10 protein-coding genes and 17 tRNA genes are annotated in these 13,993 nt (G+C 38.8%); 22 read left to right on the forward strand and 5 right to left on the reverse strand.

Translation table 11 applies throughout. From position 1 onward, the window contains the following. Window positions 1–2 precede the first annotated feature (2 nt). From G3O09_RS20280 to G3O09_RS20360, 17 genes are all read left to right on the forward strand, one after another. Window positions 3–91: transfer RNA gene (locus G3O09_RS20280), tRNA-Leu, on the forward strand. Window positions 92–99: 8 nt separating this feature from the next. Further along, window positions 100–176, forward strand: a tRNA-Arg gene (locus G3O09_RS20285). Between the two features lie 21 nt (window positions 177–197). Further along, window positions 198–274 (forward strand) — tRNA-Pro (locus G3O09_RS20290). Window positions 275–296: 22 nt separating this feature from the next. Further along, a tRNA-Ala gene (locus G3O09_RS20295) sits at window positions 297–372 on the forward strand. A 25-nt stretch (window positions 373–397) separates the two neighbouring features. After that, window positions 398–474: transfer RNA gene (locus G3O09_RS20300), tRNA-Met, on the forward strand. A gap of 10 nt (window positions 475–484) precedes the next feature. Further along, window positions 485–577, forward strand: a tRNA-Ser gene (locus tag G3O09_RS20305). A gap of 173 nt (window positions 578–750) precedes the next feature. Then, window positions 751–827: transfer RNA gene (locus G3O09_RS20310), tRNA-Met, on the forward strand. 3 nt (window positions 828–830) lie between these two features. Next, window positions 831–906: transfer RNA gene (locus G3O09_RS20315), tRNA-Asp, on the forward strand. A gap of 19 nt (window positions 907–925) precedes the next feature. After that, window positions 926–1,001, forward strand: a tRNA-Phe gene (locus tag G3O09_RS20320). Window positions 1,002–1,029: 28 nt separating this feature from the next. Then, window positions 1,030–1,114 (forward strand) — tRNA-Tyr (locus tag G3O09_RS20325). Between the two features lie 10 nt (window positions 1,115–1,124). Next, window positions 1,125–1,198, forward strand: a tRNA-Trp gene (locus G3O09_RS20330). A 12-nt stretch (window positions 1,199–1,210) separates the two neighbouring features. Then, a tRNA-His gene (locus G3O09_RS20335) sits at window positions 1,211–1,286 on the forward strand. Between the two features lie 12 nt (window positions 1,287–1,298). Beyond that, window positions 1,299–1,373 (forward strand) — tRNA-Gln (locus G3O09_RS20340). Between the two features lie 16 nt (window positions 1,374–1,389). Further along, window positions 1,390–1,463: transfer RNA gene (locus G3O09_RS20345), tRNA-Gly, on the forward strand. Window positions 1,464–1,480: 17 nt separating this feature from the next. After that, window positions 1,481–1,557, forward strand: a tRNA-Ile gene (locus tag G3O09_RS20350). A 1-nt stretch (window position 1,558) separates the two neighbouring features. Next, window positions 1,559–1,633: transfer RNA gene (locus G3O09_RS20355), tRNA-Asn, on the forward strand. 47 nt (window positions 1,634–1,680) lie between these two features. Next, window positions 1,681–1,754 (forward strand) — tRNA-Arg (locus G3O09_RS20360). 364 nt (window positions 1,755–2,118) lie between these two features. Here the strand turns inward: G3O09_RS20360 and G3O09_RS20365 are convergent. The 3 genes from G3O09_RS20365 to G3O09_RS20375 are packed head-to-tail and all read right to left on the reverse strand — an operon-like array spanning window position 2,119 to window position 4,610. Beyond that, window positions 2,119–2,610 (reverse strand): GNAT family N-acetyltransferase, encoded by a 492-nt coding sequence (locus tag G3O09_RS20365; RefSeq protein ID WP_163103265.1) that lies wholly within the window; start codon window positions 2,608–2,610, stop codon window positions 2,119–2,121. 16 nt (window positions 2,611–2,626) lie between these two features. Further along, on the reverse strand, window positions 2,627–3,886 hold the full coding sequence (locus G3O09_RS20370) for a hypothetical protein (protein WP_163103266.1): 1,260 nt from the start codon (window positions 3,884–3,886) through the stop codon (window positions 2,627–2,629). A gap of 46 nt (window positions 3,887–3,932) precedes the next feature. Next, complete coding sequence (locus tag G3O09_RS20375) at window positions 3,933–4,610, reverse strand: lysoplasmalogenase (protein WP_163103267.1); 678 nt, start codon at window positions 4,608–4,610, stop codon at window positions 3,933–3,935. A 169-nt stretch (window positions 4,611–4,779) separates the two neighbouring features. On the opposite strand from G3O09_RS20375, the gene G3O09_RS20380 reads away from it, so the two are divergent. From G3O09_RS20380 to G3O09_RS20395, 4 genes are all read left to right on the forward strand, one after another. Further along, window positions 4,780–5,826 carry a class I SAM-dependent methyltransferase gene (locus G3O09_RS20380; protein WP_163103268.1) on the forward strand — a complete coding sequence of 349 codons (1,047 nt, stop codon included), beginning with the start codon at window positions 4,780–4,782 and terminating at the stop codon, window positions 5,824–5,826. 617 nt (window positions 5,827–6,443) lie between these two features. Continuing rightward, entirely contained in the window at window positions 6,444–7,136 is a 693-nt protein-coding gene (locus G3O09_RS20385; RefSeq protein ID WP_163103269.1) for a response regulator transcription factor, read from the forward strand. Beyond that, a complete protein-coding gene (locus G3O09_RS20390; RefSeq protein WP_163103270.1) occupies window positions 7,114–9,330 on the forward strand; it encodes a sensor histidine kinase in 2,217 nt (738 codons plus the stop codon). The genes G3O09_RS20385 and G3O09_RS20390 overlap by 23 nt, the downstream gene beginning before the upstream one ends. Window positions 9,331–10,067: 737 nt before the next feature. Beyond that, window positions 10,068–10,541, forward strand: a complete 474-nt coding sequence (locus tag G3O09_RS20395) for a DinB family protein (RefSeq protein ID WP_163103271.1) — start codon at window positions 10,068–10,070, stop codon at window positions 10,539–10,541. A 233-nt stretch (window positions 10,542–10,774) separates the two neighbouring features. Here G3O09_RS20395 and G3O09_RS20400 read toward each other — a convergent pair whose 3' ends face one another. Further along, entirely contained in the window at window positions 10,775–11,245 is a 471-nt protein-coding gene (locus tag G3O09_RS20400) for a hypothetical protein (protein WP_163103272.1), read from the reverse strand. A gap of 95 nt (window positions 11,246–11,340) precedes the next feature. Beyond that, the gene (locus G3O09_RS20405; RefSeq protein ID WP_163103273.1) at window positions 11,341–12,600 is read right to left on the reverse strand and encodes a dicarboxylate/amino acid:cation symporter; all 1,260 of its coding nucleotides are present in this window, start codon (window positions 12,598–12,600) and stop codon (window positions 11,341–11,343) included. A gap of 237 nt (window positions 12,601–12,837) precedes the next feature. Between G3O09_RS20405 and G3O09_RS20410 the strand changes: the two genes are divergently transcribed. Then, entirely contained in the window at window positions 12,838–13,971 is a 1,134-nt protein-coding gene (locus G3O09_RS20410) for a BsuPI-related putative proteinase inhibitor (protein ID WP_163103274.1), read from the forward strand. Window positions 13,972–13,993 lie beyond the last annotated feature (22 nt).

Raw genomic sequence — 13,993 nt, forward strand, 5'->3', positions numbered from 1 at the left:
ATGCCGGGGTGGCGGAACTGGCAGACGCACAGGACTTAAAATCCTGCGGTAGGTGACTACCGTACCGGTTCGATTCCGGTCCTCGGCACCATCATATATGCGCCCGTAGCTCAATTGGATAGAGCGTCTGACTACGGATCAGAAGGTTATGGGTTCGACTCCTTTCGGGCGCGCCATATATGTTCATTTTTAATAAACGGGGAGTAGCTCAGCTTGGTAGAGCACTTGGTTTGGGACCAAGGGGTCGCAGGTTCGAATCCTGTCTTCCCGACCATTAATTCCTTTTGTTTTAATTTGGGGCCTTAGCTCAGCTGGGAGAGCGCCTGCCTTGCACGCAGGAGGTCAGCGGTTCGATCCCGCTAGGCTCCACCAATCTTATGTTAATACTTTATATTTTGGCGGCGTAGCTCAGCTGGCTAGAGCGTACGGTTCATACCCGTGAGGTCGGGGGTTCGATCCCCTCTGCCGCTACCATTAATATTTCGGAGGAATACCCAAGTCCGGCTGAAGGGATCGGTCTTGAAAACCGACAGGGGTGTTAAAGCCCGCGGGGGTTCGAATCCCTCTTCCTCCGCCATATTTTATTTTAATAAGTATCATTTCTATTGTCGCGGGGTGGAGCAACGAGCGAAGCTTCTGTGAAAATTCTACGAGTTGTAACAATCGAGCTGCTTCAAGAGTTTGCTTTCTGAGATTGTTACAGTCTAAGGAAATCTTAGTGCATAAATAAAATTGTATCATTTCTACTATCGCGGGGTGGAGCAGTCCGGTAGCTCGTCGGGCTCATAACCCGAAGGTCGCAGGTTCAAATCCTGTCCCCGCAACCAAATGGTTCCGTGGTGTAGCGGTTAACATGCCTGCCTGTCACGCAGGAGATCGCGGGTTCGATTCCCGTCGGGACCGCCATTTGTTTTTTTTTATTTATGGCTCGGTAGCTCAGTCGGTAGAGCAAAGGACTGAAAATCCTTGTGTCGGCGGTTCGATTCCGTCCCGAGCCACCATATAACCCCTAAGTCGATTAGACTAATTGGAGGGGTAGCGAAGTGGCTAAACGCGGCGGACTGTAAATCCGCTCCCTCAGGGTTCGGCGGTTCGAATCCGTCCCCCTCCACCATTTAAAATATAGGGGTATAGTTTAAAGGTAGAACAGAGGTCTCCAAAACCTCCGGTGTGGGTTCAATTCCTACTACCCCTGCCAATCATGATTATGGCGATTGTGGCGAAGTGGTTAACGCATCGGATTGTGGTTCCGACATTCGAGGGTTCGATTCCCTTCAGTCGCCCCATTTCAATCTTATTGGGCTATAGCCAAGCGGTAAGGCAACGGACTTTGACTCCGTCATGCGTTGGTTCAAATCCAGCTAGCCCAGCCATTCCTTTTCTAAATACGCGGGTGTAGTTTAATGGTAAAACCTCAGCCTTCCAAGCTGATGTCGTGAGTTCGATTCTCATCACCCGCTCCAATCTTAATGTCTTGAATGGGCCTATAGCTCAGCTGGTTAGAGCGCACGCCTGATAAGCGTGAGGTCGATGGTTCGAGTCCATTTAGGCCCACCATTCCGCAGTAGCTCAGTGGTAGAGCACTCGGCTGTTAACCGAGCGGTCGTAGGTTCGAATCCTACCTGCGGAGCCATTTTTATTTTGATAGAGTATTTAACACTTTATCTCTACACGTATGATGCGCCTTTAGCTCAGCAGGATAGAGCAACGGCCTTCTAAGCCGTCGGTCAGAGGTTCGAATCCTCTAGGGCGCGTAAAAACTAATCCTCTAGGGTTATTTTTTTTACCCTAAAAATACTTGAGACTTCCTTAAAAACTGGAGGTCTCTTTTTTATACTCATCATATTTGTTAGTTGGTTTGAAAGGCAATAGATTAGTTTGAGTAGAATGTTGTTTAGGTCATTTCCCATTGTGGTAAAGCGATAAGTAGATTTACTAATTTGGGAGGGATTAAAACGTTGAAATTAATGGAGAGAACCAAGGTGTAAATGAAAATACTAGGCCCTGTTCAGTGATGCTTTTATAGAGGCCATCTCCCTGCATCGTCATTGGAATAGACAAGTATAACACCTAAAACCTCTTGGTATCTTACCAAGAAGTTTTGATGTTGGAATCTTATTAACCCTCAAGGATCAACTGATAAAAATGAACATCCTGCCACTGATTGAATTTATAGCCTACTTCTTTGAAAACTCCAACCAATTCAAACCCGAATTTTTCATGAAGCTTAACGCTAGCTTCATTCCCTGAGGTTATTCCACCGATAAGGGTATGGTAGTCCAGTTTTTTTGCTCGATCAATGAGTTCTTCCATTAACACTTTGCCGAGACCTAAACCTCGATGTTTAGAGGACAGGTAAATGGATAGCTCCGCAGTCCGGTTATAGGCTGGTTTATCACGAAAAGAAGAGAGACTACAGTATCCAACTACTTCCCCTTCTTGTTTAGCAACAATAAGAGGGTATTTGCCCCCATATTTATGAAACCAAAGGGTACGCTCTTCTAATGTTTGTTCTTCGAGATCGAAAGTCGCTGTTAAATTCAGGACAGCGTCATTATAAATTTCCAAAATTGCAGGTAAATCGTCTAGGATGGCATCACGAATTTCCATTTGCTTTCCTCCAAAATTATAAATCATCTAATTTAACAATACGTCCATTAGTTCCTACCACAGCCATTTGGCAATCTAACTTACCACATAACACATATTTTTGTTTTTCAAAATCGTAAACATATAGAGGTGTTAGCTCTAGATGAGGGTGAAGTAACTCTACAGCTGCTTCCTGGCTAACTGTAACTTCTCCCGCTGACTTATAGCGGTCACACATTTCTAAGAAAGGTTTATTTTCGATATAATTTACAACCTTGAAACTAATTGGGTCAATGAAGACATGGATTTTAGGGGAGAATATTTTCCTGTCAGACTTTGACTGTTTCAAGATTGCATGCAGATACCCATTTTCCCGGAACAGGGAAACGAGCATCCATTTTCCTGAGTCTTTTGAAAACTGACTTCTTAATAAAGTACGTACTGCCACAACACTTTTTTCAATATCTTGTTCGGAAATAGGATATGTATCAGGATGAGGTTCTGCTGATAAGGCTTCATCTATAGAGACATCTTCTGATAACGAGATTCTTTTTTGTTTAAAAGGAATATTAAGTGGTTCCTCCCATGTCAGAATGTGACTAACCTTTATCCGAGGTTTTTCATGAATGAAAGTATCATACTCTATGGTTCCAGAACCATCATTTTTTACGTATATTTCTTCAAGGACATATGCTGGGACCCATTGCTCATCTTGGTCAGAAGGAAACTCGAGAAGGTTTACCTGTTGAAAAAACAGATCGTTCATACTGGATATATCCAGAGCAAATGTATCCTCTTTGATAAGGTCCTTATATGGGAATTCTCCGTAGATTGAATAGGAATGTAAAATCCCTTCGTCATCTAATTCTATATTTATATAGCCAGATGGGGATGTTCTAGTTCCATTGTAACAGCTTTGGAAATGCAGTCTGTTGTCCTCTTTATCCTTCAATTGGAATTGCTCAATATATCGAAGTCCAGTTTCCTGTTCAATCCATGTAATAAGCCCTTCAATGTTTCCTGAGTCAAACTGTAAATGGGTTGCCATGCTCTTCCCACCAACAAATATGATTCGTTGCAATTGCTGGTTATGTACATCTATTTCAATGACTGCTGTACCATGGGGATTAAGGTCTTCATCTTCCCAGTCAATGATTTCAGTAGGAAACCATTCCATGGACAATACGTATTTGGTGTCAAGAAAAATATTAGATTGCCGGTATAATGAGTAATTATGTAAGCGATAGTGTTCGAGACCAAGTTTTTCTTGTACTATGTCAATTAAATATTCGAGCATCCATCTAAGTCCTCCTTTCGGTACATTGGTAGGTGAAGAAATATTACTATTTGGCATCCATCATCTCAATGGAAGGGCTTGATTCCGTTTTTGATATTTTAGCATTACTTAAGCTTTTAGCAATAAGGAATTGAGCGGTGTAATAAGTAATCATAATAATTTCCCCGGAATATGTAACCTCAGAGATGAATTTATTCCAGGCAAGAACCGAATCGGAGATGATAAAAAGTGTACTCCCTAGTAGTGCCCAATTGTTTCTCGTCATGATGGCCGACCAGAACATCGTGGAAATAACAATCAGATAAAAGATTACCGGTATTATGAGCGCATGTTCACCATTACTTTGAAGGGCCCCTATCAGTTTGTTTCCCATGAAATAACCGTATATTACTATTGGCAAAATGGAAAGCAGGCGTACCCATGAAAAGTTCCATTGAGTCAGAAAACCCCCAATATAGAATAAGTGACCTATCAAGAACGCTGAAAGCCCAATCACAAACCAAATTAACAGTCCGTCTCCAAGCATGCAGAAGAATAATCCGACCATCATGATCCAAGGGAATTTTCCACTCTGATTCAGTTTTGTTTGATAGGCATAATAAATGATGAGAAGCATAGGTATGACTTTAAATAAAATGCTTATTCCGATTGGATTTTGGGGAATGAAAAAGATATAAACAATCCCCATTATTAATATGGCAAGTTGCAGCCATCGTTCCTTCATAAAAAAACCTCCCTTGATTATTAAATCATTAATTCCATTAACCCTAACAAAATCCTGCCTTACAATATAGTTTTCTTTAAGTAATACTAGGAAAGGATTTATTTAAGACCTGTTGAATATGTATGTAAACGCTTACTATTGGATTTAGAACTATGGAGGGATGTGTTACATGGTATTAACTAAATTACGAGAACATGAATACCCTTATGCAGAATCGGATTTTGGACATACAGAGTTAATGCCTAATTATCGTGTAGATTTGCGAAATCCAACCAAAGAAAATTTAGATCAGTTCATCAATGCCAATCAAGTGTTAGACTGGTCATTACTGTCACGGAAGGACGTGGGTAAGCCATATGAGGTCAAGACGATGGCGAAATCCAAAAAAGAGTATGAGAAAGCGAATGGTGAAATGTCGGTAAAGACGTCCTGGGAATTTTTCAACCGCTCTTTCCACGAATGGTTTGTAATGGATGTTCCCTCTACACTTGAGGGAAATAAGAAAAATCTAAAGCAGTATTTGTCCCGTTTTCAGCTACGTGATGTAAAGATGGCTTTAGGTGAAACGGTTAGGCTATCATTGTGGAACTATGCTCATAGGGTCGAAGATGGCGTTTGGGATCCTCGTGGAAAACGTGCGTTATTTCAAGGTTTGGATATACAAAAGCCACGGATATTGTTTTTAGGTGCCGCAGAAGGCTATGAGGCGATGCAGCTGCAGGCCATGTATCCAGGTGGAGAAATTGTCATGGTTGATTATGATGAATTTTGTAAGACGGATCGATTTGGACTTTTTCCAGAATCCTATCCATTCCTTGGGACCAATCCAGCAACTGGGCAACCAAAGATTTGGTTTAAAAACCAGATGAACATTGAGTACGTGGTTGATGACATTCGAAAGCTGTCATATGGAAAAGAATTCGATATTGTGATGAGTGTAGGCCTTCTTGAACATTTTCCTGATGAGTATAAGCATGAAGTGATGGAATGGCATCGGAAGTTCTTGAAGCCAGGTGGGTATGTCATCATGACAACACCACGACATCAATTGAAATCTCGTTTATTTTATATGATAATGGCGGATGTGATGAACCATACCTACCGTGAGCTAATGGACATCCGTCAAATGGGCCTCTATGTGTATGAGGGGGGCTTTGATATTCTTCGTCATGGTTATATTAAAGTTCATAATGGGATTGTCGCTAAACCGAGATAACACAGGGAAATGGAGAGTCTACTCCATTTCCTTTTTTTATTTATGGTAATGAAAATTCGCTCTATGGCGATGAGATAATTTAGAAGTTATTTTTAGTGAAAAAAAGGAATCAGCACCACTTATTTGAATGAAAATAGAACTTTTAGCTCCATTCATTACTCCAATAGGCAATTTCACCATCATTTCTACCTTGAAACCCGATATCTGTATGATAATTCATTGTTTTTTAGAAGCACGCCATATCTTTTATCGAAACTGAAAGATTTAAAATCGAAACTGGAAAAATACGTCCGAAACCAGAAAAATAAAATCGAAATGGCCAAAATAAAATCGAAAAGCCCTAAATATCGATTTTTCGACAAATCCATTCCAAAAGCTAAACAAAAATGGTTAGAACAACCATGCATACCACATAGTAATTAGAATGGGTCTGACTCTTTGTTTCTAGAAACCCTCAATTATTTGGCATTTTGCCTTTTTTGAAATAATTTTCAGGGTAGCCCTTTTTTTAAGAAATTCTTAAGATTTATCCTCATTGTTTGTTAAGATTCTCTGTCTACAATGATGATAGAAAAAAGATAGAAGATGGTATACTTTGGAAAGGAGTGTGAGAAACCTTGGATAAATTTCATGTACTAGTGGTCGATGATGATAAGGAAATAAGAGATGGAATAGAAATTTATTTAAAAATTGAGGGTATTACCGTATATAAAGCTGCCGATGGAATGGAAGCTTTGGAGCTATTAGATCGGGAAACCATCCATCTTATTTTAATGGATATTATGATGCCAAAGATGGACGGGATATCGGCGACGTTTAAAATTAGGGAGCAGAAAAATATACCGATTATTATGTTAAGTGCTAAAAGTGAAGATACAGATAAAGTGCTAGGCTTGCAAGTTGGAGCGGATGATTATGTAACGAAACCTTTCAATCCTGTGGAACTAATTGCACGCGTGAAATCTCAATTGAGACGTTATATGACACTTGGTACATATGAAGGGAAGAGTAAGCTCGTTAACTTGAACGGATTGACCCTTGATCAAGGTGCCAAAGAGGTTTGTTTACATGGGGAATCAGTGAAGCTGACCCCAATCGAGTACAGAATAGTAGAGCTACTTATGATGAATGCGGGCCGCGTATTTTCTATAGGTGATATTTATGAAAGAGTGTGGAAGGAGCCAGGGTATAACGCGGAAAATACCGTTGCCGTTCACATTCGTAAAATCAGGGAAAAAATCGAAATTGACCCGAAGAATCCTAGATATTTAAAGGTGGTGTGGGGAATTGGATATAAAATGGAAAAATAAATTTATTGTTTTCGCTTGGCTCCTTTTACTCGCTTATGGCATTAGTGGCTTTGCTTCTATCCTTTCGGATGGAAGCCATTTTCTAAAGAATAATTATTATGAGACCGGTCAGTTTCAAGATAAGTATACTCATTTTGCGAGCTTGCTAAGTACGTATGAACTTTATGATATGACACCTTATGATGTAAAGCAAAAAATTGAAGTATCCCCAGAGGAAATAGAAGAGTATCGATATCGGTATGGCGATTTGAACGATCAAATCTCATCTATTAAATCTCAATATGAAGGGGACATTGCCAGGTCAAAGGAAGCGGGAAATACAGAGGCTGAACAGCTATATATTTTAGAAAAAGATAAAAAAATCAAAGACATCACAGAAAATTTTAAGAATGACCAGTATGTTAAAGATAAAATTATTAAAGAAAAACAAGAAAAAGTGAATGAGATTTTTAAGGAATTAGATAGCCAGAGGTCAGAGTTTGAAACTTATCAATCTTCGTTTGTGTACTATTTAAGAGATACTAAAACCAATGACCTGTTTACGAATATAAAAGGTGCTAAGGTTGGTAATTGGAATGAGCAGGCTTATAAAAGAAAGCTTGAGTATGTGAGAAATTATCCGTCTAGGAATGAAGGATATTTTTCGAGTGCCGATCAATTCTTAAAGAGAGGATACGATGAAGAAATTGAATCCTTGATTTATAGTGAAGGAGGTACTTTCAAAGGATTCATTGGTGTACCTGATCAAGCTTCTGTTAAAGATGGATTGCTTCAAGAAGCGGAGGATTTTCGTACAAAAAGATTTTTATTCTTTGGATTTGCTTTAAGTGGGATGGTCGCATTAGTAATGAGTATAATGTTATACCGAAAATCAAAGGTGTTAAATACGGTTTGGATGCAAGAAGTAAGACCGTACTATTTACGAATCCCTTTTGATATCCGACTATTGATACTTTTTATAAATGGTTGCTTTATTTTTGCTGCTCTATTCAACGATTTATCGCTAAGTTGGTATCATTCAATCATAAACTGGATAGAAAACATCTTCTACCATATGCTATTATTAGCGTTCTTAATTGGGGTTGCTATCATCCAGCTGAAGTTCTTGGTTACTACCATTCGAAGTGAAGAAATGCTGAAAAAAGAATGGAAAGGTACTTTGCTTGCGAAGAGTGCTAGGCTTATTAAGGGGATCTTTTTAAATAGAAAAGTAGGTACCCAGTTTACAATTCTATTCCTGTTTGTCTTTGGTCTAGGTGGTGTGGCTACAACCGTTTTTGTGGAACCAGTCATGATTCTATTGTTCCTGGTCTGCTTAGCGGCTGGTGCCCCGATTTGGATTGTGCTATTCAGACGGACGAGAGATTTTAACAGGATTCTCCACTATGCTCGTGAATTGGCAACAGGAAAAGAAGTTCCTGACCTAGAGGTGAAAGGAAAGTCGTTTTTAGCAGAATTAGCATCTAACTTGAACCTTCTTAAGCATGGGGTGCGTAGCTCTCGTAAGGAACAGGCAAAGAGTGAGCGGTTAAAAACAGAGCTAATCACCAATGTAAGCCATGATTTACGCACACCTTTGACATCGATCATTACCTATACAGAATTACTGAAAGGCCCAGGTATTACAGAAGAAGAAAAACAACAATATATTGGCATTATTGATAGTAAATCGAAGAGACTTAAACATTTGATAGATGACTTATTCGAAGCTTCGAAAATGGCTAGTGGGAGCATTGAATTGAACAAGCAAAGAGTCAATTTGAATCAATTGCTCGAGCAGGCTTTGGCTGAACATGATGTAGCATTGAAGGAATCCACGTTGCAATTGCGAGTTACCTATTCACCTGAACCTCTTTATAGTAATGTAGATGGACAGAAGCTATGGAGAGTGTTTGATAACTTAATTGGCAACATTCTCAAGTATTCCTTGGAGAACACACGAGTGTATATCAATGTGAAAGAAGCAGACGGACTTGCAGTCATTACTTTTAAAAATGTGACGAAGTTTGAATTAAGTGAGAACATTGATGAACTGTTCGAACGCTTTAAGCGTAGGGATACGTCACGTCATACAGAAGGTTCTGGCCTTGGTCTAGCAATCGCTAAATCAATTGTAGACCTTCATGACGGGGATCTTGATATTGAAGTCGATGGTGACCTCTTCAAAGTCACTATACAATTGCAAAAAGCTTAAATAGATAACAAACAAAACGCTCAGAGTATGCTCTGAGCGTTGATTTTTATTTGAAAGCTCTTTTTTAGTGGAGAATGAATGTGAATGTTTAACTTACTTGTCTATTCGTTACTGGCGCTATTATTTTGGAGTCGCATAAATAAAAATGTGATAATTACTGAGGTATGAGTTAGAAGTATTACTAAGGCAGCAATTGTGAAATTGTAGGAGAACTTTGAAATGATTACCCATGTCAGAAACAATGAAACAACAAATAATGAACTTGCATTCAATATGATTTGCTTCATATTAACCTCCAAAGTTTTTCACAGGATTATTTGAACAATTTAAGGAATACATTCTTCAATCTGCCCAATGGCTGTTTAATTCTTTATTATTTAAAACTCTGTTAAAGTTGCCTGTTGATTATTCGCTTTAAACGCTCGCACCTGCCCACGAAAAGCGACCTCCTTTTGCTTCAAATCAACAATGAGGTTTAACATGGTCAATAATTTATATGCTTATTAGGATTGGATGATGACATTATTATTGTCACTTCGTATGTATCCTGCTGTCACTTTTTATATAAAGTAAGAGAAGACCAAATCATAGGCGATTTGGTCTTCATGTTAATAGACTGTTTACATGTTTCTCGCAAAAACGGAATATCATATTTTTCAGTTACTTGCATATAATTTGGAGTCATTGATGTTCTGATAGTAAAATGAAAGATGAATAACAATATGGGGGGATAAAAAATGGATTCACTTTTCAAGCAATTACAGTTTGTACGGGGAAATACGATTAGTTTTGTAAAGAACTTAAGTATGGATGTTGTAGGTTACCACCCAGAAGGTTTTAACAATAACATACACTGGAATTATGGTCATATTCTAACTTCTAATGAAATGCTATTGTTTAAGCTAGCAGGCAAAGAGTACAAACACGAAGATAAATTCACATTTTTCAAAGGTGGTACTAAACCGAGTGGATGGGAAGGGGAAGTAACATCAATTGAAGAGCTTACTCTTGCATTACAAGAGCAAGAACAAAGAATCCTTGAGACCTTTAATGATTGTTTAGACCAACCATTAGCGCATCCTTTCAATTTAGGAAGTCGCCTTCCTCTTGAAACAGTACGAGATGCTTTAACTTTCTGCATTTATCATGAAGGGCTTCATCAAGGTTCAATAGGTTCTTTATTGAAAGTGGCGAATGTTCAAAAGGGTTAATAGATACATAGTTTAGGAGGGAGACCATGTCTCCCTCCTTTTTCATGTTTCACGAAGCTACCTTTTGTACTGACAACTGTTTTTCTTTTTTCATACACTAGTGATGATACCGGTATGGGATGACTCCTTGTGAATATAAAAAAGCACAATCTTTATAGAGTGGATTAGAGAAATCTCAAGAATTAAAAAGGCCAGGGATCCCAAAGGATCGCCCGGCCTACCTTACACTAACTTTATAATTTATTAAATCCTTCTTCTTCTAAGTATTGTGTAGCTTCCTCATAAGAAGTAAAAATCCCGTCAAGATTCAAGCCAGCGTAAACGTGCCACATTTCATCTTCTTCTACAAGGATTAAAGTTTGTTTGCTTTCATTCACCCATTTTTCCTCATACTGCTCGCCGACAATAGCGGATTCACTGGCAGATTTAGGAGCCAGGGATGTTATGGATTTTTCAAGAATCTCGCGAAGATCTTCCGCAGAAAAATCACGTATGTTCGTCATTCCTTTGTCATTCTTCTCATATCCACTCATTTTTCCCGTATATACGAAGCCATTTCCATTTGGGTGTAAATGATAGACGACGTTTTTCTTATCCGAAGAACTTTCTTCATATTGGAAATTAACGCGACCTAACGATACATCGTTTCTTTTTAACTGTGGAAACGATTCGATAACCTTTAATTTTTCTTCAAAAGTGAGCATATTGCCTCCGATATCAATTAATAATTAGTAATTTCTTCATTATAGCATAAGGATGTTGAAAGAAAAAAACGAGGGTAGGTTCACCCTCGTCTTCGTTAGTTATTAGCTAGCCGCTTCTGAAGCCAATCTTTCCCCTCAACTAAACGAGTGACCATCATAGCACAAGCAGTATTGCCTGTAGAATTCAATAGAGTCGCCGGTGCATCAATTATCGTACTGATAACCGCGATAATCGGCAATGATTCAGCAGGGAAGCCGAATACACTGAGAATTAACATTTCCCCAATCATTCCTCCACCAGGAATAGCTCCCATGACAGCCCCAACCAAGAACGAAACCACAATGATACTTAGGAGACTGGACATGCTGGTCATGTCTTTTCCAAATAGGCTGAATAAGAAGACTATTTTAAGCACTCCTCCAAAGACAGATCCATCTTTATGGGTATTGGCTCCTAATGGGATGACGGTTTCCGCGATGTCATGAGGGACACCCATGCGTTTAGTCGCTTCCATATTAACTGGAATGGATGCTGCACTAGAGCAAGTTGCGATGGCCGTTACAGATGGTGGGATGGCATGCTTCCAAAATACTTTTACACCAGGCTTCCCGCCACCAATAAAGGCGTAAAGGGTGAAGAAGCCTAAGTAATAAATAATTGTAATGGCTAAATAAAGGACAAATGCTCGTGCATACCCACCAAGGATCTGTGGACCAAGCTCACCAATGACAGTGGCAAAATAGCATCCTAAACCAATAGGTGCATAATACATAATAAATGATACGAGTTTCATCATGACTGCTGTTCCTGCGTGGAGGAACTCTGCAACAGGCTTTCCTTTTTCCCCGATCGTTGCTGTGGCCAATCCAAATAGGATGGAGAAAACGATAAGCTGTAACATGCTTCCTTTAGATAAAAGGAGTGGGAAATCTGAAACAGTAAATGTCTGGACGAGACGATCGAGTATTGTAAGATCTTCAGCTTCCGCTACACCTTCATCATTCGAAACCATTAATTCTTTAATCGCAGACACATCGGTGTTTTCAAGCGGGTTGACAATTGTAACCCCTATAACCCCAATAATGGATGAAATCAAGGCAGTTGCTGCAAATACAAGTAAAATGCTGCCCATAATCTTACCAAGACGTTTCATTTCACTCATATTGGCAATCGCGGATGCGATACTAAAGAATACGAGTGGAACGATGATGGTAAACATCAAATTTAAAAATAAGTCACCAAATGGTTTTACTAAAGTTGCTTTTGGTCCAAACACAACCCCTGCAATTCCTCCGATGATGATGGCAAGGAGAAGGAGAAGTGAGGATTTATAAGTTTTTAATACATTTCCCAAAGATGTTCCAACCTTTCTTGATTAATGCTATTTCGATATATGAAAATAAATATTTATTATATATCAAGCAATGACATTTACAAATATTTTTTAAAAAATCAAATTATATTGAGAAAATGAAGAGGGGAGAATTAAAGAAAAACTGTAATTTTCTTTATAATTAATTTGAAACATTTTCCTTTTCTTCGCGTCAAAGACATTGAACTCAAAAATTACCAAATAAAAGGAGCATGAATCATGAAACGCAAATGGCCTACTGTAATGGTTAGTTCAATAGCATTAGCAGGAATATTATTTTCTACTTCTGGTATTTCTTATACAGAAGCAAGTTCAACTGTGAAAACGGACTTGCGGTCCTCCACCACAGTGAAGGCACCTCTAGGGATTGTGAAAGGGGAAGTGGAGGGGAAAGCCAAAGTAAAAATAAAGAAGAATGGCAATGTAAAGCTGAATTACAAAGTGAAAAACCAAACGGAAAAAGTAGTTTCCTACACCTTTCCAAGTGGATTAACTGTGGACTATATCGTATATGACAGTGAGGGTAAAAAATTCACCCAATTCTCAGATCAAGTTTCATCGACATTAGCTATCGAGGAAATGAGTCTAAAACAAGGAGAAGAGTACCAAGAGAATTTCATCATCGAAGGTCTGCCAAACGGTAAATATACGATAGATGTATTTTTGAATGCAAAGGAAGACCAAGCGATGACTTCTAAGAAATTCACTGTGAAAAAATCCGTCTATAACCGAACAAAAGGTACATTAATTAGTTGGAATGATAAGGCTAACACCGTTCAAGTGATGCTAGGAAAAAAACCGACTTCTTTCCAAATGACGGATTCTGTAAAAGAGCAGCTACTGCCGATTGAAAAAGGCCAGGAAATGGATTTCGTATATAGCGACACAAAAATTGAATTGAAAACGATCGAGAGAATCATCGTTGCTCCTAAGAAAGTTACATTAAAACATTCCGTATTGGAGATTGATAAAGAACTTAAAGCGATGTTTGAACACATAAAGAAAAATAAAAACCTTACTGCTTTGGAAGGGTACCAACCATTTGAGGTATTCAGCACATATATGTATTCACAAGCAGGTGAGGATTATGAAACTCTGTACAGCTTTTATAAACCAGGAAATCTTGATATGAAGGTTGAAGATTTCAAGAAAAAGTATCGAAGCGATGAAAACACTGCCTTAAATCGTTCATTCATGAAGAAGCTGAATTCTGTTCGCGAATATACTGTCGAGGTTCGAGAAAATGAAGTGATTGTCTCATTCAACTTAGAGAAGAATGAAAATATGTCTTTTGTTATGGCTAAATATAACAATACCTGGTATGCAGTAAGCATGCCACTTTCCATGAAGTAATTCGTTAATGCGCAGATCCAAT

Origin of the sequence: Peribacillus alkalitolerans (genome assembly GCF_010882125.1) — a bacterium.
Taxonomy (GTDB): Bacteria; Bacillota; Bacilli; order Bacillales; family DSM-1321; genus Bacillus_BN; species Bacillus_BN alkalitolerans.

Excerpts from the sequence above, each read along its gene's own strand:
- G3O09_RS20380 (WP_163103268.1), top strand. The coding sequence starts at position 4,780 with ATGGTATTAACTAAATTACGAGAACATGAATACCCTTATGCAGAATCG.
- G3O09_RS20370 (WP_163103266.1), bottom strand. The coding sequence starts at position 3,886 with ATGCTCGAATATTTAATTGACATAGTACAAGAAAAACTTGGTCTCGAA.
- G3O09_RS20395 (WP_163103271.1), top strand. The coding sequence starts at position 10,068 with ATGGATTCACTTTTCAAGCAATTACAGTTTGTACGGGGAAATACGATT.
- G3O09_RS20365 (WP_163103265.1), bottom strand. The coding sequence starts at position 2,610 with ATGGAAATTCGTGATGCCATCCTAGACGATTTACCTGCAATTTTGGAA.
- G3O09_RS20375 (WP_163103267.1), bottom strand. The coding sequence starts at position 4,610 with ATGAAGGAACGATGGCTGCAACTTGCCATATTAATAATGGGGATTGTT.
- G3O09_RS20400 (WP_163103272.1), bottom strand. The coding sequence starts at position 11,245 with ATGCTCACTTTTGAAGAAAAATTAAAGGTTATCGAATCGTTTCCACAG.
- G3O09_RS20410 (WP_163103274.1), top strand. The coding sequence starts at position 12,838 with ATGAAACGCAAATGGCCTACTGTAATGGTTAGTTCAATAGCATTAGCA.